Source organism: Acinetobacter sp. Leaf130, assembly GCF_001423205.1.
Lineage (GTDB): Bacteria > Pseudomonadota > Gammaproteobacteria > Pseudomonadales > Moraxellaceae > Acinetobacter > Acinetobacter calcoaceticus.
The window spans coordinates 30,087-48,101 of record NZ_LMOE01000005.1 but is presented as its reverse complement, the minus strand read 5'-3'; the positions used below and the strand labels follow the sequence as shown (position 1 = coordinate 48,101).

General features: G+C 40.4%; 21 protein-coding genes and 1 pseudogene. 14 read left to right on the top strand and 8 right to left on the bottom strand.

Going from position 1 to position 18,015, the window contains the following annotated elements:
- Window positions 1-13: 13 nt before the first annotated feature.
- The gene (hppD, locus tag ASF86_RS10785; RefSeq protein ID WP_005037867.1) at window positions 14-1,069 is read right to left on the bottom strand and encodes a 4-hydroxyphenylpyruvate dioxygenase; all 1,056 of its coding nucleotides are present in this window, start codon (window positions 1,067-1,069) and stop codon (window positions 14-16) included.
- A gap of 527 nt (window positions 1,070-1,596) precedes the next feature.
- On the opposite strand from hppD, the gene ASF86_RS10780 reads away from it, so the two are divergent.
- Window positions 1,597-2,067 (top strand): DUF523 domain-containing protein, encoded by a 471-nt coding sequence (locus ASF86_RS10780; RefSeq protein ID WP_056481978.1) that lies wholly within the window; start codon window positions 1,597-1,599, stop codon window positions 2,065-2,067.
- A 20-nt stretch (window positions 2,068-2,087) separates the two neighbouring features.
- Here ASF86_RS10780 and ASF86_RS10775 read toward each other — a convergent pair whose 3' ends face one another.
- From ASF86_RS10775 to pncA, 3 genes are all read right to left on the bottom strand, one after another.
- A complete protein-coding gene (locus tag ASF86_RS10775) occupies window positions 2,088-3,431 on the bottom strand; it encodes an MATE family efflux transporter (RefSeq protein WP_056481975.1) in 1,344 nt (447 codons plus the stop codon).
- Between the two features lie 176 nt (window positions 3,432-3,607).
- Complete coding sequence (locus ASF86_RS10770; RefSeq protein WP_056481972.1) at window positions 3,608-4,546, bottom strand: bile acid:sodium symporter family protein; 939 nt, start codon at window positions 4,544-4,546, stop codon at window positions 3,608-3,610.
- Window positions 4,547-4,586: 40 nt separating this feature from the next.
- A complete protein-coding gene (gene pncA, locus ASF86_RS10765; RefSeq protein ID WP_056481970.1) occupies window positions 4,587-5,231 on the bottom strand; it encodes a bifunctional nicotinamidase/pyrazinamidase in 645 nt (214 codons plus the stop codon).
- 329 nt (window positions 5,232-5,560) lie between these two features.
- Here pncA and dapA point away from each other — a divergent pair, with 329 nt between their 5' ends.
- The 4 genes from dapA (at window position 5,561) to ASF86_RS10745 (ending at window position 8,224) form a co-directional block, all read left to right on the top strand.
- On the top strand, window positions 5,561-6,454 hold the full coding sequence (gene dapA / locus ASF86_RS10760) for a 4-hydroxy-tetrahydrodipicolinate synthase (protein ID WP_005037855.1): 894 nt from the start codon (window positions 5,561-5,563) through the stop codon (window positions 6,452-6,454).
- Between the two features lie 15 nt (window positions 6,455-6,469).
- Window positions 6,470-7,075: a lipoprotein-34 precursor (NlpB) gene (locus ASF86_RS10755; RefSeq protein WP_081407691.1), complete on the top strand. Its 606-nt coding sequence runs from the start codon at window positions 6,470-6,472 to the stop codon at window positions 7,073-7,075.
- 36 nt (window positions 7,076-7,111) lie between these two features.
- Complete coding sequence (gene purC / locus ASF86_RS10750) at window positions 7,112-7,831, top strand: phosphoribosylaminoimidazolesuccinocarboxamide synthase (protein WP_004790203.1); 720 nt, start codon at window positions 7,112-7,114, stop codon at window positions 7,829-7,831.
- A 189-nt stretch (window positions 7,832-8,020) separates the two neighbouring features.
- Window positions 8,021-8,224: a hypothetical protein gene (locus tag ASF86_RS10745; RefSeq protein WP_056481964.1), complete on the top strand. Its 204-nt coding sequence runs from the start codon at window positions 8,021-8,023 to the stop codon at window positions 8,222-8,224.
- Here ASF86_RS10745 and ASF86_RS20260 read toward each other — a convergent pair.
- Window positions 8,225-8,341: pseudogene (locus ASF86_RS20260) on the bottom strand (hypothetical protein); the annotation flags it as partial.
- Window positions 8,342-8,535: 194 nt separating this feature from the next.
- On the opposite strand from ASF86_RS20260, the gene ASF86_RS10740 reads away from it, so the two are divergent.
- Window positions 8,536-9,387, top strand: coding sequence for a formate/nitrite transporter family protein (locus tag ASF86_RS10740; protein ID WP_056481961.1), 852 nt, complete (start codon window positions 8,536-8,538; stop codon window positions 9,385-9,387).
- Window positions 9,388-9,414: 27 nt separating this feature from the next.
- Here the strand turns inward: ASF86_RS10740 and ASF86_RS10735 are convergent, their stop codons facing one another.
- The 3 genes from ASF86_RS10735 to ASF86_RS10725 form a co-directional block, all read right to left on the bottom strand.
- Entirely contained in the window at window positions 9,415-10,680 is a 1,266-nt protein-coding gene (locus ASF86_RS10735; protein WP_056481958.1) for a replication-associated recombination protein A, read from the bottom strand.
- Between the two features lie 105 nt (window positions 10,681-10,785).
- Entirely contained in the window at window positions 10,786-11,958 is a 1,173-nt protein-coding gene (locus ASF86_RS10730) for a PQQ-dependent sugar dehydrogenase (RefSeq protein WP_201784116.1), read from the bottom strand.
- A 109-nt stretch (window positions 11,959-12,067) separates the two neighbouring features.
- Window positions 12,068-12,526, bottom strand: a complete 459-nt coding sequence (locus tag ASF86_RS10725) for a YcgN family cysteine cluster protein (protein WP_056481955.1) — start codon at window positions 12,524-12,526, stop codon at window positions 12,068-12,070.
- A gap of 195 nt (window positions 12,527-12,721) precedes the next feature.
- Between ASF86_RS10725 and ASF86_RS19290 the strand changes: the two genes are divergently transcribed.
- From ASF86_RS19290 to ahr, 8 genes are all read left to right on the top strand, one after another.
- The gene (locus ASF86_RS19290) at window positions 12,722-12,880 is read left to right on the top strand and encodes a DUF1328 domain-containing protein (protein WP_000490267.1); all 159 of its coding nucleotides are present in this window, start codon (window positions 12,722-12,724) and stop codon (window positions 12,878-12,880) included.
- 174 nt (window positions 12,881-13,054) lie between these two features.
- Window positions 13,055-13,792, top strand: coding sequence for a dienelactone hydrolase family protein (locus tag ASF86_RS10720; protein WP_056481952.1), 738 nt, complete (start codon window positions 13,055-13,057; stop codon window positions 13,790-13,792).
- Between the two features lie 184 nt (window positions 13,793-13,976).
- A complete protein-coding gene (locus tag ASF86_RS10715) occupies window positions 13,977-14,339 on the top strand; it encodes an HIT family protein (protein WP_005037836.1) in 363 nt (120 codons plus the stop codon).
- 143 nt (window positions 14,340-14,482) lie between these two features.
- Window positions 14,483-15,517: an A/G-specific adenine glycosylase gene (gene mutY / locus ASF86_RS10710; protein WP_005044417.1), complete on the top strand. Its 1,035-nt coding sequence runs from the start codon at window positions 14,483-14,485 to the stop codon at window positions 15,515-15,517.
- A gap of 47 nt (window positions 15,518-15,564) precedes the next feature.
- The gene (locus ASF86_RS10705; protein WP_004640170.1) at window positions 15,565-16,101 is read left to right on the top strand and encodes a M23 family metallopeptidase; all 537 of its coding nucleotides are present in this window, start codon (window positions 15,565-15,567) and stop codon (window positions 16,099-16,101) included.
- Between the two features lie 9 nt (window positions 16,102-16,110).
- A complete protein-coding gene (locus tag ASF86_RS10700; protein ID WP_001287364.1) occupies window positions 16,111-16,356 on the top strand; it encodes a hypothetical protein in 246 nt (81 codons plus the stop codon).
- A gap of 30 nt (window positions 16,357-16,386) precedes the next feature.
- Window positions 16,387-16,947 (top strand): DNA-3-methyladenine glycosylase I, encoded by a 561-nt coding sequence (locus ASF86_RS10695; RefSeq protein WP_056481949.1) that lies wholly within the window; start codon window positions 16,387-16,389, stop codon window positions 16,945-16,947.
- Window positions 16,948-16,985: 38 nt separating this feature from the next.
- Window positions 16,986-18,014, top strand: coding sequence for an NADPH-dependent aldehyde reductase Ahr (gene ahr / locus ASF86_RS10690; protein ID WP_056481946.1), 1,029 nt, complete (start codon window positions 16,986-16,988; stop codon window positions 18,012-18,014).
- Window position 18,015: the final 1 nt, after the last annotated feature.

Here is an 18,015-nt window from a genome sequence, read left to right as displayed (position 1 = left end):
AACAAAGCTCAGCTTATTTAGTTTCTAGAACACCACGGCGAATCTGGTCACGTTCAATTGACTCAAATAATGCCTTGAAGTTACCTTCACCAAAACCATCATCATCTTTACGTTGAATAAATTCAAAGAAAACTGGACCAATCATATTTTCAGAGAAAATTTGCAATAACAGTTTCTTCTGACCATCTTTGGTATTGCCGTCTAGCAAAATACCACGCTGTTTTAACTCGTCAGTCGGCTCACCATGCTCAGGTAAACGCTCTGGTAGCATTTCATAATAAGTATTTGGCGGTGGTGTCATAAATTTCAGACCAAGGCCTTTTAACTTATCCCAAGTCGAAATTAAGTCATCACAAATAAACGCGATATGTTGAATACCTTCGCCATTAAAGTCAGACAGGAACTCTGCAATTTGGCCGTTTCCTTTGTCCGAATCTTCGTTTAATGGAATACGGATCATGCCGTCTGGCGCTGTTAATGCTTTAGACGTTAAGCCTGTATATTCGCCTTTAATATCAAAGTAACGAATTTCTTGGAAGTTAAAGATTTTTTCATAGAAGTTTGCCCAATACTCCATACGGCCTTTGTAGACGTTATGAGTTAAATGGTCAATTTCATTTAAGCCTGCACCCACTGGATGTCTTTGAGCATCATCAAAGAAAACAAAGTCATTTTCATAAATATCGCGGTCAACTAAAAAGATTGGCATGCCACCAATACCTTTAATTGCAGGAATGTTAAGCTCCATTGGCCCAACTTTTGAATACATCGGTTCAGCACCAAGCTCTACTGCTTTCTGGAAAGCTTTTGCTGCATCACGTGTTTTAAAGCCCATCGCACAAGCAGATGGACCATGTTCATTAAAGAAGAATGAAGCATAAGATTCTGGCTGATAATTCAGGATAATATTGATATTTCCTTGACGCCATAAGTACGCTTCTTTCGATTTATGCTTGGCTACTTTTGAAAAGCCGATTGTTTCAAAAACTGGATCTAATTCATTTTCTTTTGAAACAAACTCAATAAATGCAAAACCGCATAATTCTAATGGGTTCTCTAAAATATCCATCTAGTTTCCCTCTGGTGATTACCTGTTCCGTTTATCTCTATTGCTGATCAATTCAGCTCCTTTCTCTATAGAATACGTATTTATTGGCAAGGTCTTTGAACCGTCAAAATGCCTTAACCCAACGCATCCTATGAGAAAAAAACGAATCACTAAAACGAAGATATGATGAGCGTGAAGCTTTTGATGATTAATTCCCGTTCCATTTGGTGTTTGTTTTCCATACACACTGTCCTTTCTTATCTAAAAGTACGATTGAGATTTTTCACTAAACCCTTAAAAATCGTCTTTTCCTAAAATCATTTATAGATTTATGGAGACCAACATCCTTGTTGGATCTCCAATGGCCATTTACCTTAAAACAGATGCTACTAAAAACAATTAAATTATGCAATACATAACTTAATTATGAATTGCATAATTTTGGTAATCTTTTAATTTGTCTGTTTTTAAAATGAATTATCATATTCCATATTCTGTTTATGATTCTTAATCTTCAAAAATCTCACCTGTTTTGTGTTTGGAAACCTATGCTTTTAGTCAGCGCATGTTTAATTGGCGAACCTGTTCGTTATGACGGTAAATCTTGCCTAAATATTTTACTTAAGCAGCTGTTACTCAATCAAAAAGCTCATGCACTTTGTCCAGAATTATTAGGTGGTTTTACCACTCCGCGCTTACCCGCAGAAATTGTGGGCGGAACAGGTCAAGATGTACTTGATGGCAAGGCAAAAATTACCGATTCATCTGGTTTAGATGTAACAGACTTATATTTAAAAGGCGCTTACCGCACTTTAGAAATTGCACAGCAAATAAAAGCAAGCTGTGTGGTTTTAAAAGAAAATAGCCCTTCTTGTGGTAGTCAAAAAATTTATAACGGGACTTTTCAAGGCGAAAAAATTACAGGTGTCGGGATCACCACAGCCCTATTGCAGCGCCATGGTTTTGAGGTGATTTCTGAAAACGAGATTGAGGATTGGTTAGCAGAACATCCGCTTTAAGGTTGTGTTGGTCTACTCAATCAAAATCCTCTTAATTGTTTTCTAAAACGGAAACAGGTGGCACTCAATAGGCAAGCCACTAAATAACTTATAGCTGCCATCCACCAAAAACCATAAACTCCCATCGCAGAAATCGAGATATTCTGCCAATGCAGTCCTTTATAGGCCATCCACCAACCACCGCCTAATCCAAAAAATAACACCACGACCAAGAAAATTAGCATCGGTAAAATCGACACATCCCAACAGCGTAACAAAGAGGTCAATAACGCCATTAAGCCATCTAGAAAATGAAACATACAGACAATCAACAACAAGGATGCAGCCAAAATCTGCACGGCCAAATCATCTGAATACAACGTAACAATTAAGTCCCGCTCCAACCATAAACATAGAGACAGACTGCCACTCACTACCATAATCACCCATATACTTTGTGTGGCAATTTTATTTGCTTCTTCCATGTTCCCGCTGCCCATAGATCGCGATACCAAAATGCTATAAGCCGAGGCAATTGATGAAGGGATAATAAACATGAATCCGCTGGTGCTTGCGACAATTTGATGGGCTGCTGACACCACGCTTCCAAAAGGCAAAATCAGAATAGCAACCGAACAAAATGCAACGACATCCATCAACGCTAAGATCGCGGTCGGTATCCCTATTTTTAAAATCATCCGCAGACTCTGTCGGCTATCTTCAACCGAACGTTCGGGATGCTCAATAAAGATGTAGCTTTTCTCTAGAAAAAATAAGTAATAAACAGCCAACATAAACCATCGTACAATGAGAGTGGCTAACAAAGCCCCTATCGCACCAAGTGGCGGAATTGAAAATAAAGCGACACCATAAATTAAAAGATAGGACAAAATAATTTTAAGAATGAAGAAAATGCTATCTGATAGTAAAACCTTATGCGCATTTTCAGTGACCTGAGACAAAGCGGTAAATAAACGCATCAGTAAATGCGCAGGTAAAATAAATACCAAAGCCCAAATACAGTTTTTAGTAATTGAAATGACATGTTCAGATGCACCAAACAATTTTGGTAAATCACGGAACAAGTAAAGCAGGCCAATACTAATCAATGCTGAACATAACATCAGCCAGATGCCTTGAATAAAAATCTGACGAATGCGTGGTATGTCGTGGCAACCATAAGCTTCCGAGAGCTTGAGGATCACACCTTGCAGAATCCCCATACCAATGACATAAATCACTGTATATAAAGATAAGGTCACCGATAATGCGGCCACATGATCGTTACTAAAATGCCCTACATAAGCAAGATCAATCAATCCACTTAAAACTAGAATTAAATTGCTTGAGAGCATGGGAATAAATAATTTAAAAATCTGATTCATCTAGGAAATACCTTATTTTTCTTTGCGATTTATACTCATATTCACGTTATTTTTAGTGCATCAATCCAAAGCAAAAGACATACCAGCTCTACCTTTAGCTCCCGTAAAATATGCTTTAAATGAAAAGGCCAAACTATTCGTTTGGCCTTTTTTTGTAATGTATGCTGTTTATACAGTTATTCTTGTTTGTGTTTACTTGCCCAATAAGTCGCAAGTGCAGGACCAGAAATATTGTGCCAAAGGCTGAAAATCGCACTTGGTACAGCTGTAATTGGAGACGCAGCAAAATGTACTGCTGCGAGCGCAACACCTAAGCCTGAGTTTTGCATTCCCACTTCAACAGCAATCGCTTTGCTATCGGCATAAGGTAATTTAAAGAATCGTGCTGCTGCAAAACCTAATAAATATCCAAGCCCATTATGTAATATCACCACAGCCAAAATAAGCAAACCCGACTGTAGAATAGCCGCTTTGCTCCCACCGATAATGGCTGCCACAATGGCCACAATTGCAATCACTGAAACTAAAGGCATGACTTGAATATAGGACTCGACCTGACGTTTTAGCCATGTTCTTAAAATTAGACCAACGACAATAGGAAGTAGTACCACCTGTAAAATTGAAACGAACATAGAGCCCGCATCAATTTTTAACCACTGACTAGCAAGTAAATAGAAAATCGCAGGTGTTAATACGGGAGCTAAAAGCGTTGAAACTGAAGTGCAGGCCACCGATAAAGCCACATTGCCTTTAGCCATATAGGTAATGACATTCGAAGCCGTTCCACCGGGGCAACACCCCACTAAAATGACTCCAACCGCGATTTCAGGGGGTAGTTGAAATAATTTACATAAGACAAATGCTAAACCCGGCATGACCACAAACTGCGCAACCACCCCAATCAACACCGCTTTAGGACTTTGTAATACTCCTTTAAAGTCGTCTACGGTCATGGTCATTCCCATGCCAAGCATAATAATGCCCAGAATCCATGGAATATAAGCTTTTAGCCAGACAAAAAATTCAGGCTGCCATAGCGCCAATGCTGCAAAAACAATCACCCATAAGGCAAAAGTTTTTTGAATAAATTGGGTAAAGCGCAGTAATGCTGACATACTTTCGTTCCCTAAAAATTAAAATACTAGAGCAATAGACTTAGCGCTCACTCAACAGATCCTTAGATTGAATACGGACAACCCCTTGTTGCTGCATGGTTTGCCATGCCTGTTCTAAAGAACCATTTAAATCAATACCTTTACAAGCATCTTCAACCACTAAAGTTTTAAAACCTTGTTTGATTGCATCTAAAGCAGTCCATGCCACACAAAAGTCGGTCGCAATTCCAACCACATACACCGTATCAATGCCACGCTCTTTTAAGTAACCCGTTAAACCAGTCATTGTGGACTGATCTGCTTCCATAAAAGCCGAATAACTATCAATATGAGCATGAAAGCCTTTTCGAATAATGAGTTGAGCTTTCGGAATATTTAAATCAGGATGGAAATCGGCATCTTTGGTGCCTTGTACACAATGTTTAGGCCAAAGTACCTGAGGTCCATAGGCGAGTTCAATAGTTTCAAATGGCTGCTTGCCCGAATGATTTTGTGCAAAAGATATATGATTATCTGGGTGCCAGTCTTGTGTCAGAACAACATTTTCAAAACAATCAGCAAGTTGGTTAATCGTTGGAATAATTGTGTCGGCGTCAGCAACTGCTAAATTTCCACCCGGTGTAAAACCATTTTGTACATCAACTACGATTAAAGCCGCATTTTGTGGTTGTTTATTCATTTTCATGTCATCTTCAATCCCAACAGGGAAAATTGCATTCTATCTTGCCATAAAAAAAGCCAATATTAAGTAAGGCTCAGTTGAATCAAGCTGTATTGTTATATTTACGAACCCTTCTCACCCCTGCAATACGAATACATCCTATCTTTTCCTCAAGTTTACATAGCGATTATCCGTTAGGCGTATTGTTCTTATGCGTCTGATCAGTCATAATTTGCATAATTGTCATTCAACAATCTGTTATTGTTAGAACTGGACAATCAAAATACTGCAACCATCCCACATTTTGTTTTTCTTACCTCAGATTCGGATGGATAAATAGGATATTTTTAAAAATGACTCAGCAAGCACAGACCATTCAAGGCTCAATCGTCGCAATCGTCACACCAATGTTGAAAGATGGTGGTGTAGATTGGAAGGGTCTTGAGAAGCTGGTTGAGTGGCACATAGAACAAGGTACAAACAGTATTGTAGCCGTCGGTACTACCGGCGAAGCCTCAACATTGAGCATGGAAGAGCACACACAGGTTATTAAAGAAATTATTCGTGTAGCCAATAAACGTATTCCAATTATTGCCGGTACTGGTGCAAACTCAACCCGTGAAGCAATCGAATTAACTAAAGCTGCTAAAGATCTTGGCGCAGATGCAGCCTTACTTGTTACGCCATATTATAATAAGCCAACTCAAGAAGGCCTCTACCAACACTATAAAGCGATTGCTGAAGCCGTAGAATTACCACTTATTCTTTATAACGTACCTGGCCGTACGGGTGTAGATCTTGCAAACGATACAGCTGTACGTTTAGCAGAGATCCCTAATATTGTCGGTATTAAAGACGCAACAGGTGACGTACCTCGTGGTAAAGCTTTAATTGACGCTTTAGACGGCAAGATGGCTGTGTATTCAGGTGACGACGAAACTGCATGGGAACTTATGCTTCTTGGTGCAGACGGCAATATCTCTGTTACAGCAAATGTTGCACCTAAAGCCATGAGCGAAGTATGTGCTGTTGCGATTGCCAAAGATGAACAACAAGCGAAGACGATTAACAATAAGATTGCAAATTTACACAATATTCTATTTTGCGAATCAAACCCAATTCCTGTGAAATGGGCACTACATGAGATGGGACTGATTGATACTGGTATTCGTTTACCACTCACTCCTCTCGCTGAGCAATATCGCGAACCTCTCCGCAATGCCCTAAACGATGCGGGAATTATTTAATAAGAGCAATTTATGATGCAATTACGTCTTGGTTTAGTCCTTGCAGTTTCAGCCTTAAGTTTAGTTGGTTGTGGTCGCTTCGCAATTAATAATCACTCTTTAGATTATAAAAATGCCAAGCAACTTGCCCCGCTTGAGTATCCTGCCGATGCAACTGTACGACCAGCGACACCTTTGTATCCTGCCCCAACTGTAGACCAGCTCGCTATTGAGCATGCGCCTAAATTTGAAAACAAGCGTGGTAACCGTTTTGCATTGCCGCGTCCTGAAGAAACGCAGGGCGGCAACGCAACAGCAGATGCATCTGCTCAAACTGGTAGCGCGCTTGGACGCCCTCAGCTTGTGACCGATGGTAATAAAAACCCATTGTTAAAAATTGATGGGAATACGACCGAGATCTGGCAATACGCCAAAGCAACGTTAAGCACTTTAAATTACAACATCATCGCCCAAGGCAGTAATCAGGCGACGATTAAAGTAAATGACAATACTTATGTGCTTAAACTCACTGGTGTTGGTTCAAGTCATACTCTTGCTCTATTTAATGTAGACAACACTTTTGCAAGCCCAGATGTGGCTGCTGAAGTGTTAAACCAGATTTACCAAAATTGGCCAGCCTAGTCGTTTACTAGGCATTTTTTTTAAAAAGGTTCCCTCATGTTAAAACAAACCTTGCTCTATACTGGTAAAGCAAAATCTGTATATGAAACAGACAATGCCGACCATCTGATTTTAGTCTTTCGTGATGATGCCTCTGCGTTCAACGGCGAAAAAATCGAACAGCTAGATCGTAAAGGCAAGGTGAACAACCTTTTTAACGCCTTCATCATGGAAAAACTTGCTGCTGCGGGTATTGAAACGCATTTTGAAAAATTGCTTTCTCCAACTGAAGTGCTTGTTAAAAAACTTCAAATGATTCCTGTTGAATGTGTAATTCGTAACTACGCAGCTGGTTCTCTATGCCGTCGTTTAGGTGTAGAAGAAGGTAAAGAGTTAACTCCTCCTACATTTGAATTGTTCTATAAAGATGACGGTCTAGGCGACCCAATGGTTAACGAATCTCAAGCAATTGCTTTAGGTTGGGCGACTGCTGAACAATTAGAGCAAATGAAAGTGTTAACTTACCAAGTAAACGATGTATTAAAAGCATTATTTGCTGAAGGCAACATGATTTTGGTGGACTTCAAGCTTGAATTCGGTGTTTTCCATGACCGTATCGTGCTTGGCGATGAGTTCTCTCCAGACGGTTGCCGTCTATGGGATAAAGACTCTAAGAAGAAACTCGACAAAGACCGTTTCCGTCAAGGTTTAGGCGGTGTTGTTGAAGCTTATGAAGAAGTTGCTGCTCGTTTAGGCGTAGATTTATCTGCTCTCTAATCGTTCAAAATTCATGAAAAACCGGGTCTTAGCCCGGTTTTTTACATTAGGTACTTTAGAAAATAAATAATGTAGACAGATTTGTCTATTAAAATAAATTAGCACTTGCACAAACCTAAATTTAAACACTAAAATCTAAAAAAACATTAAGTACTTCACAATAATTAAATTTAAAACTAGGGTAGACCTATGGAAATATCTAAGCTTGAAAAGAGATTAATGAATCATCCAATCCACTTTGGTGAAAATCCGTTGGTGTTATTAACGAACTTTAGCAGCTCAGCCTTAAAACAAGGCTGGACTCAGGCAGAAGTTGAATCAGTAATTTCCAAGGCTTCTCAAGGCGATTATATGGCGCTTATTCGTACCTTAAGAACCTACACCTTATTCTAACTAGTATGGCTGCATAATTTGCTGCAAGCGCCCACCTTCCACCTCATGCTTATTTCTTGCAAACTCATAGCTTCCCTTTAATTCAGACGGCAAATCGTCTTGTAGCACAAAGTGCTCTCAATCTTCATTTGTATCTGGGCTGATTGCTCTTGTTCATGCATTATTTTTGCTTCTTTGCTACCGCCGCATCATTCGATTTATAAAAAAACACACAAAGCTGTTAGGAATAGACTGGATTTATCCTGAACACTGCCTTAACAATAAATAAAAATTAGAAATATAAAATATTTATTCAGTGAGGAGTAAACCTGATGGATCATAAAATAGAGGAAGAAAAAGTCGATCAAACCTTAAGTTGGCGTGAAAAAATAGCGGTTGAAGAACATGAGAAGCTGTCACCCCGTCTGGTCTATGAAATTATCCGTCGTGATGGCGCCGAGGAACTGGATCGCCCGACGGCTGCGCTGATCTTTTCAGGAATTGCCGCAGGTTTGGTCATCAGTTTTTCATTTGTATTTAAAGCGATTATTGCTTCTTATCTCCCGACTGATGCGATCTGGACCGATTTAATCACCAATATCGGTTATACCATTGGGTTCCTGATCGCAATTTTGGGTCACATGCAGCTCTTTACCGAGAATACCATCACCACAGTTGTACCTTTATTCAAGCCCTTTACCTTCGATAAATTACGAGCAGTAGGCCGCTTATGGGGGATTGTGATTCTATGCAATGTGATTGGAACAGGTTTAGCGAGTTTATTTTTCCTAACTACTCACCTGTTTACTCCCGGTATTGACCAAGCACTCGATGAGCTAGCCCATCATGTTGCTTCCTTTACTGCGACCCAGAATATGCTCAAAGGTATTATGTCAGGGCTGTTAATTGCAGCATTGGTCTGGATGTTGCCTTCAGTCAGTAATAAATTCCTGCTCATCTTTTTCATGACTTATCTGATAGGACTAGGTGACTTTACCCATGTAGTGGTTGGCTCTACCGAAATGTCCTATCTCGTCTGGCAAGGAGAGGCTTCCATTAATGAATATCTGTTTACTTTCCTAGTCCCAACCACCATTGGCAATATTATTGGTGGTACAGGCGTGTTTACGCTACTGATTTATGGTCAGGTGACTGAAGAACTGGAACAGCATGATCATCGTTAGGTGCAGCTTGATAAAACGAATAGGTTATTACTGTTCTTGCTGCCATCTACGTTGTTGCAAGCGCTCACCTTCAACTTCACGCTTGTTTCTCGCAGACTCGTAGAGTTTGGTTCCCTTTAACTCAGGCGGCAAATAGTCTTGCAGCACAAAGTGCTCAGGGTAATCGTGAGGATAGAGATAATTAATTCCATAACCCTGCTGTTTCATAAGCTTGGTTGGTGCATTTCTTAAGTGTAAAGGCACAGGTAAATTTGCAGTCTTATCAGCAAGTTCCAAGGCCTTATTAATCGCTAAATAGGTACTATTACTTTTTGCACTCGTGGCTAAATAAACCGCCGTTTGGCCCAGAATAATTCGAGCCTCAGGCATACCCACCGCTTGTACAGAACGAAAGCACTCACCAGCAAGTAATAATGCATTTGGGTTAGAGTTTCCGATGTCTTCCGAGGCTGCAATCAACATACGTCTTGCAATAAAAACAGGATCTTCTCCGCCTTTGAGCATACGTGCCATCCAATACAGGGTTGCATCTGGATCACTGCCCCGAATCGATTTAATGAAGGCAGAAACTAAATCGTAATGCTGTTCCCCAGATTTGTCATAACGTGCAATATTTTGCTGTGCTACTTTCACCACAACTGCATTAGTAATGGTATTTTCAATCTCTGTTTCAAATGTACTGGCAATCAGATCAAGTAAATTAAGCGCTTTACGGGCATCACCAGCAGCGAATTGAATGAGAGCATCATATTCTTCAATATGAATATAGCGTTCTTTTAAGAATTTATCGGCTTGAAGTGCATTATTAATGAGAGTCTGGATCGCTTCACTGTCTAAACTGTTTAAGGTATAAACCTGACAGCGTGATAAAAGCGCACTATTCACCTCAAAAGACGGGTTTTCGGTGGTTGCTCCAACTAAGGTAATTTTACCTTTTTCAACTGCACCCAATAAAGCATCTTGCTGCGATTTATTAAAACGATGAATTTCATCAATAAAAACCACAGGTGTCAGTAAATCACCACTTTCTGCAATGACTTCACGTAATTCTTTTACACCCGTATTCAGCGCAGATAAGCTCACAAATGGGCGGTCTATCGCCTGAGCTAACAGCAAAGCAATTGTGGTTTTACCAACTCCCGGTGGCCCCCAAAAAATAATAGAAGGTAAATGACCCTGATCAATCATTTGACGCAGTGGTGCATTCTCACCTAATAAATGATCTTGCCCTATAATTTCAGACAAGTCTCTCGGGCGTAGGCGTTCGGGAAGTGGAATATGGGTGTCTGACATTTCAAATAGCTTTATCGTCTTTTATCTATAGTCTATTGTGTCTCACAGAAATCTACAATTTGAATCTATGAGACACGGCCTTTATTTACAGGCGGTTTTATCGCCTTAAGATGCTTTCTTACTCAGCTTAAGTAAGCGTGCCTTTGGACCATCTTCAATGACCCAAATCGAACCATCTTGTGCTTCATGCAAACCACGAATACGTTGCTTCATATCTAGTCTTTGCACTTCTTTCACAGGTTTATGCTGTAAATCGACAACAATAATCGCTTCGGAAGATAAGCCTCCAATTAAAGCCTTGTTTTGCCATGCAGGAAATTGTTGTCCGCGATAAATAATCAAACTCGACGGAGAAATTACAGGAGTCCAGTCAATTTCAGGTGCTTTAAATTCTGGGCGAGTGTGATGATCTGGAATAGGTTGGCCCGAATAATGGTCTCCATTTGAAACGATTGGATAACCATAATTTTCACCTTTGGTAATAATATTAAGCTCATCACCACCTTTAGGGCCCATTTCAACGACCCATAGTTGACCTTGAGGGTCAAACGCCATGCCTAACGGATTACGGTGTCCAAGCGACCATATTTCAGCAGTGACTCCGCCTTGCTGATAAAAAGGATTGCCTATCGATGCTGAACCGTCATCATTTAGACGCAAGATTTTACCCAAGTTACTTTTCATGTTTTGAGCAGGATCAAACTTTTGTCGTTCACCTGAACTCACCCAAAGTTTCCCATCTGCCCCAAAAACCATGCGATGTCCGTAATGGCCTTGACCTGAAACTTTGGGTACTTGCTGCCAAATCTGCTTCACATCTGTAAGTTTAGGTTGATTAGGGTTGGACAAATCTAATTTTGCACGTGAAATCACTGCTCCATACCCACCTTGTCCTTTGGTTGCATAGCTCAGATAAATCCAGTGGTTCTTCGCAAAGTTGGGATGTAAAGCTACATCACCCAAACCACCTTGTCCGCCATAACTCACTGGAGGTATTCCTGAAACATTCAACATCTGTTTATTTTTAGGATTAAAAATTTTTAATTTACCTTGGCGCTCCGTCACTAATAAACGCTGATCTGGCAAACTTGTTATTGCCCAAGGCTCATCAAAATGTGCAACAGTTTCAACCTGATAAGATTGTTTGACTGAATTGGACTGTTCTGTTTTAGCAGAGGTTTTTTGTTCAAGATTTTTTGAATTGGTATTATTAGAACCACAAGCCATTAATAAAAAAAAGCTACTACATAATAAGGGGGCTGCTAGTCGTCTCATCATTTTTATCTCCTTTTGTTTTTATTGTTATATAACGGAGATGAGCAAAAAATTTACGATAAAAGTGTTACTTTATTATACGCTGTAATTAGAAATGCTTATGCAGATCTGCTTAACGTACCCAACGTACAACGTAATCTTCAAGATCATCTTCATGGACATCAACTTCAGAAATACAACGTCCTGCAACCGACTTTTTCGCATTCATCACGCTTTGTCGAGAACCCGTATTTAAATAGTGCCAAGAAGGTAAATTTTTTCCTTCATTCAAACGTTTATAAGCACAGCTCGATGGTAGCCAATGAATTGTTTTTAAAGACTCTGGGGTTAATTGCAAACAGTCAGGTACTTGTTGCTGACGATTAGAATAGTCCGAGCAACGACCAGTACTGCAATCAAGTAACTTACAAGCCACTTTGGTATAAGCCACCTCATGGGTATCTTCATCTTCTAGCTTTACCAGACAACATAAACCACACCCGTCACATAAAGCCTCCCACTCAATTTGAGTCAGTTGCTCAAGCGTGTAATTTTTCCAAAACAATGGACGAAGTGAGGTCTCGATAGACATAATTTTTTAGCAGCAGATGAGATAAAACAGTATCTAAGTATAGCATTGAAGTGATCTGTACGAAAAAAGAAGCTGTATTCCTAACATCACAAAATGATTGTTTAATATACATTTCAACCACATAAACGACACATTCGGTGCAAAAAACACCCTATATAGTTAAAGGACAATGAAAAATAAGTAGGAGGACAGCATATGTTCCGTTGGGCAATAATTTTTGCAGTGATTGCACTCATTGCCAGTCTATTAGGGTTTGGTGGTGTTGCAGGGTTATCTAAAGACTTTGCCGTGATTTTATTAGTTATAGCTGTAATTCTTGCTGTAATTGGGTTCATTTCGCGAGGCAGGACTTAATTTAATCATGACCATATATAAAAAAGAAGGAACCAGTTTCCTTCTTTTTTTATTGCAAAAAATTTTCTAACTTTTTCTTTTGATGTAGATTCTTACATAGTTATTTATATTACTTTATTTTTTTATGCTTTAATCAAGCGTGTTTAAATCTCTTTAAATTTCAGGATTAAGGTTATGAGTACAGCAATTAAAACCCGTGAAATTCAATATACTGCACCAGATGGCAGCCATTTAATTGGTTACTTCGCTGCTCCAGATAGTGAAACACCTGTTGCGGGTGTGATTGTTGGTCCTGAGTGGTGGGGTCGTAACGAATATACCGAACAACGTGCGCGTGAGCTTGCTGAACATGGTTATGCTGCGCTTGCAATTGATATGTATGGTGATAAAAAAGTCACAACTACTGCAGCTCAAGCTTATGAATGGATGATGCAGACATTTGAAGAATTAGACACTGTCACTACTCGCGCAAATGCTGGACTTCAAACTCTTGCAGCCCAACCAGAAGTAAACGGTGAAAAACTTGCAGCTGTTGGCTTTTGTTATGGCGGGAAAGTGGTATTAGACCTTGCTCGCTCAGGTGCTCCCCTAAAAGCAGTTGCAACCTTCCATGGCACGCTAACACCTAAGGCACCTGCTCAAAAAGGCAACATTCAAGGTGAAATTTTAGTTCTTCATGGTGAATTAGACAGTATGGTCACCTTAGAAGATGTTGCTAATTTTGAAAAAGAGATGCAAGCTGCTGAGGTGAAACACGAGGTAGTGGTTTTAGAAGGTGCTAAACATGGCTTTAGTAACCCGCTTGCAGATGAAAGAGCTAAAGCGAACGGTGTAGACCTTGGCTACAATAGCGAAGCGGAAAAACAAGGCCTTGCTAAAATGTACGCTTTATTAGAACGTACTTTAAAATAAAAGAAGCGAATTTGGAGCAAATTGTTTATTTGCATTTGCTCCCTTAAATGTTTATGACTTTGCAATATTTTTACTGTATTTTTTAAACCATACTTCAATAACTATACTCCCGTTGAGCTAGAGCAAAGCCTAGTCTTATTTCCCGCACTCCGGGTTTAATGGAATAACATGAGAGGATACAACAATGACTGACAAGAAATGTCCGTATTGCGAATTTGATGAATATGACATCATTGATAAGAATGAATTTGCTGTAATTTTACCTGATTCTAATCCGCTATCTAAAGGCCACTGTGTGGTAACACCACTACGCCATGTTCGTTCTTTTTTTGACATTACGTCTAAAGAGCATCAAGGCCTGCTTACACTTCTTGAAATTGCACGCCACGAAACGCAGCTTCGCCATCAACCAGACGGTTTCCATATTAGCTTCAATGATGGTGAAGTGTTCGGACAAAATTCAGATCATTTCCACATTCATGTCATTCCGTACTATAAAAACCAGCCGTTGAAACTTGATCAGCGTTGGGGTGTACAAAAGGATTAATCCTTTTTTATTATTGAAACAGAGATCACGCTTTTTAAGGTCATCTCTGTTTTAACTGGTACTTGTACTTCACCTGCTTTAAACAAAATCTCCCCACAAATTTCAGCTATAATTTAACTCTTACTTTTCTTCTTTAGCTGTTCATGCCCGACTTTTCTTTTTCTGATGCCCTCTTAAACTGGTTCGATCAACATGGTCGTCATGATTTGCCGTGGCAAGTCGCAGATGATCCATACAAAGTTTGGGTTTCTGAAATTATGTTGCAGCAGACTCAAGTTAAAACAGTTCTGCAATATTTCGACCGCTTTATGGAGCGCTTCCCGACTGTAGAAGCTTTAGGTCATGCAACTTGGGATGAAGTAGCACCTTATTGGGCAGGTCTGGGTTATTACGCTCGTGCTCGTAATTTGCACAAGGCCGCAGGTCTTGTAACTCAGCAGGGAAAATTTCCTGAAACGCTAGAAGAATGGATTGCATTACCCGGCATTGGCCGCTCTACCGCAGGTGCGCTCATGTCTTTGGGTTTACGTCAGTATGGCGTGATTATGGATGGCAACGTAAAACGTGTCTTAGCCCGTTTCTTTGCTATTGAGGATGATTTAAGTAAACCCCAACATGAACGTGAAATGTGGAAACTAGCTGAAGCGCTTTGCCCAACCCAACGTAACCATGATTACACTCAAGCAATTATGGACCTAGGTGCGACCATTTGTACGCCTAAAAAACCACTCTGTTTATATTGTCCAATGCAAGCCCACTGCCAAGCTTACCAACAAGGCCTAGAACAAGAACTCCCATTTAAAAAACCTAAAAAAACACCACCCGTTAGAACAGCAGATGTTCTTATCATCCAGTGTGAAGATGAATGGTTCTGGCAACAACGACAATCTCATGGTTTATGGGGTGGTTTATTCTGTTTACCCATTTTAGAAATTGAACACGAACGTCTTAGCTTAAGTCAGCAATTTAAATTGCAACCTCAGACGCAAACCTTTCAGATCAGTCATAGTTTCACTCATTTTACATGGTTACTTAATGCTCACACGTTCCACGTGGAACCTGATCAAAAAGAACATCTGGCGATTGAACTCGAAGGACAATGGCTCAGTCCAGAACAAGCTGTTGCCAAGGGCGTTCCAACAGCGATGAAAAAATTGATCTCGACAAGCCGTTCATGACATATTGAGTAAAATAATTTTGATATGGCAGTGACAGGGAGTATTTTGTGCGACGTTTTGTTTCTCATTTCTCACTTGGTTTTTTAATTCTTCTATTGGCTGCCTGTGCCAGTGCACCTAAAAAACCAGCCCCACTCCCACCAGCTCAAGTCAGCAAGCTTAAAAGTATGCAACTCGCAAATCGACTTCCTGTGCCTGTGAAAGGTGTCGACCGAGATGAGTTAAAAGATACGTGGGGAGCTGCACGCAGTCAGGGCCGTAGTCATGAAGGAATTGATATTTTGGCTCCACGTGGAACCAAAGTGTACAGTGCAACCGAAGGGCTTGTTGCAGATCTGCGCAATAATAATCTCGGTGGTAAAGTCATCTGGATTTTAGGTCCAGCAGGAACATGGCATTATTATGCTCACCTTGATGGTCACAAACGTGGACTAAATGTCGGTGACTATGTCAAAAAAGGGGATCTGATCGGCTATGTCGGCAACACGGGCAATGCACGTTATACTTCACCTCATTTGCATTATGGTCTTTATCTAGATGGTAAAGGACGTGGTGCTATTAACCCTTATTCTTATTTACGCTAGGAACATTGTATGTCGGAAGCGCTGATCAATCGCTTAGTAGAGTTTGCCGAGTCAGGCAATCAGCAAAAGATCATTTTAAATGGCAATAGCTATCAAGGCTGGATCATGGAAATCAGCGACGATGCCCTGCTAATCAGTACTGGTTTTTCAGATAAAGTGGGCAAAGACTTTTGGCTAAAGTTTGAAGACTTAACTCAAGCTGAACTGTATTATTGGGATACGCGCCCAAATGAATGGGTGTTATTTAAACTTTAAAATTCTAAGACAAATATAAGGAGCATCATCATGAAAACTCAACGCTGCGGATGGTGTTCCAATGATCCCCTCTATATTGCCTATCATGATGAAGAATGGGGTAAACCAGAACATGATGAAGCACGATTATTTGAAATGCTTTGTCTGGAAGGTCAGCAAGCTGGCTTATCTTGGATTACCGTACTGAAAAAAAGAGAAAGTTACCGAGAGCACTTCTTTAATCACCCAATTGCAGATATTGCCTCATTCACAGATGACTTTTTAGAACTAAAATTATCCGATGCGGGTTTAATTCGCCACTTAGGCAAACTTAAAGCAATTCGTGATAATGCAATTGCTTGGCAAGCACTCAAAGCACAAGTCGGTGATGTCACTACATGGCTTTGGCAATTTGTAGATGCGGCCCCACAACAAAACGATGTTGTAGATTATCGTCAGGCACCAGCACAAACCGAACTCAGCGTAAAACTTTCCAAAACTCTTAAAAAGAATGGCTTCAAATTCGTTGGCCCAACCACCTGTTATGCTTTTATGCAAGCAGTAGGCATGGTCAATGATCATGAAAACAGTTGTCAATTTAAAGCTTCATAACCCACCATAACGGATCAAACCCGCTTAAGGAGTTTCCGATGAGCAATAATACAATTCAAGCTTATGCCGCTATGCAGGCAGGTGAAAAATTGGTTCCTTACCAATTTGATGCAGGTGAGTTACAACCGCATCAGGTTGAAGTAAAAGTTGAATACTGTGGTTTATGCCATTCTGATATTTCTGTTCTAAACAATGAATGGCGTTCAACTGTGTACCCTGTTGTTGCAGGCCATGAAATTATTGGACGAATTGTTGCTTTAGGCTCAGAAGCCAAAGGTTTACAAATCGGGCAACGTGTAGGCATTGGCTGGACCGCTGAGAGCTGCCAAGCATGTGATGAATGTATTGGTGGTCAGCAAGTCCTTTGTACCGGCGAAAATGTTGCAACCATCGTCGGGCATGCTGGTGGTTTTGCCGATAAAGTACGTGCAGGTTGGCAGTGGATTATTCCCCTTCCCGATGATTTAGATGCTGAAAGCGCAGGCCCTTTACTATGTGGTGGGATTACCGTTTTTGATCCGCTACTCAAACACAAAATTCAGGCAACACACCATGTAGGTGTGATTGGGATTGGCGGTTTAGGCCATATAGCCATTAAGCTACTTAAAGCTTGGGGCTGTGAAATCACGGCATTCAGTTCCAATCCTGACAAAACGGAAGAGCTCAAAGCAATGGGCGCCGATCATGTGGTGAATAGCCGCGACACAGACGCGGTAAAAGCACAAAAAGGTAAATTTGATTTATTGCTGAGTACCGTGAATGTGACCTTAAATTGGCCTGCTTTTATTGCAACACTGGCACCAAACGGAACCTTACATTTCTTAGGCCTTACGCTTGAACCCGTTCCTGTTTCTGTAGGTTCACTTATTGGTGGTGCTAAGTCAGTAACAGGCTCCCCTACAGGTTCACCTGCTGCACTGCGACAACTTTTAAAGTTTGCTGCACGCAAAAAAATTGCACCTCAAATTGAGCTGTTTCCAATGTCAGAGCTTAATGAAGCAATTGAACGTTTACACTCAGGTCAGGCCCGTTATCGAATTGTGCTTAAAGCAGACTTTGCAGAATAAA

What these genes read in the sequence shown, in the direction of transcription:
- ASF86_RS10755 (WP_081407691.1), top strand. Translation starts at nt 6,470, where the DNA reads ATGCAATTACGTCTTGGTTTAGTCCTTGCAGTTTCAGCCTTAAGTTTA.
- ASF86_RS19290 (WP_000490267.1), top strand. Translation starts at nt 12,722, where the DNA reads ATGTTCCGTTGGGCAATAATTTTTGCAGTGATTGCACTCATTGCCAGT.
- ASF86_RS10720 (WP_056481952.1), top strand. Translation starts at nt 13,055, where the DNA reads ATGAGTACAGCAATTAAAACCCGTGAAATTCAATATACTGCACCAGAT.
- hppD (WP_005037867.1), bottom strand. Translation starts at nt 1,069, where the DNA reads ATGGATATTTTAGAGAACCCATTAGAATTATGCGGTTTTGCATTTATT.
- ASF86_RS10770 (WP_056481972.1), bottom strand. Translation starts at nt 4,546, where the DNA reads ATGTCAGCATTACTGCGCTTTACCCAATTTATTCAAAAAACTTTTGCC.
- ASF86_RS10730 (WP_201784116.1), bottom strand. Translation starts at nt 11,958, where the DNA reads ATGATGAGACGACTAGCAGCCCCCTTATTATGTAGTAGCTTTTTTTTA.
- ASF86_RS10745 (WP_056481964.1), top strand. Translation starts at nt 8,021, where the DNA reads ATGGAAATATCTAAGCTTGAAAAGAGATTAATGAATCATCCAATCCAC.
- ahr (WP_056481946.1), top strand. Translation starts at nt 16,986, where the DNA reads ATGAGCAATAATACAATTCAAGCTTATGCCGCTATGCAGGCAGGTGAA.
- ASF86_RS10700 (WP_001287364.1), top strand. Translation starts at nt 16,111, where the DNA reads ATGTCGGAAGCGCTGATCAATCGCTTAGTAGAGTTTGCCGAGTCAGGC.
- pncA (WP_056481970.1), bottom strand. Translation starts at nt 5,231, where the DNA reads ATGAAAATGAATAAACAACCACAAAATGCGGCTTTAATCGTAGTTGAT.
- ASF86_RS10775 (WP_056481975.1), bottom strand. Translation starts at nt 3,431, where the DNA reads ATGAATCAGATTTTTAAATTATTTATTCCCATGCTCTCAAGCAATTTA.
- ASF86_RS10715 (WP_005037836.1), top strand. Translation starts at nt 13,977, where the DNA reads ATGACTGACAAGAAATGTCCGTATTGCGAATTTGATGAATATGACATC.
- mutY (WP_005044417.1), top strand. Translation starts at nt 14,483, where the DNA reads ATGCCCGACTTTTCTTTTTCTGATGCCCTCTTAAACTGGTTCGATCAA.
- dapA (WP_005037855.1), top strand. Translation starts at nt 5,561, where the DNA reads ATGACTCAGCAAGCACAGACCATTCAAGGCTCAATCGTCGCAATCGTC.
- ASF86_RS10695 (WP_056481949.1), top strand. Translation starts at nt 16,387, where the DNA reads ATGAAAACTCAACGCTGCGGATGGTGTTCCAATGATCCCCTCTATATT.
- ASF86_RS10780 (WP_056481978.1), top strand. Translation starts at nt 1,597, where the DNA reads ATGCTTTTAGTCAGCGCATGTTTAATTGGCGAACCTGTTCGTTATGAC.
- ASF86_RS10735 (WP_056481958.1), bottom strand. Translation starts at nt 10,680, where the DNA reads ATGTCAGACACCCATATTCCACTTCCCGAACGCCTACGCCCGAGAGAC.
- ASF86_RS10725 (WP_056481955.1), bottom strand. Translation starts at nt 12,526, where the DNA reads ATGTCTATCGAGACCTCACTTCGTCCATTGTTTTGGAAAAATTACACG.
- purC (WP_004790203.1), top strand. Translation starts at nt 7,112, where the DNA reads ATGTTAAAACAAACCTTGCTCTATACTGGTAAAGCAAAATCTGTATAT.
- ASF86_RS10740 (WP_056481961.1), top strand. Translation starts at nt 8,536, where the DNA reads ATGGATCATAAAATAGAGGAAGAAAAAGTCGATCAAACCTTAAGTTGG.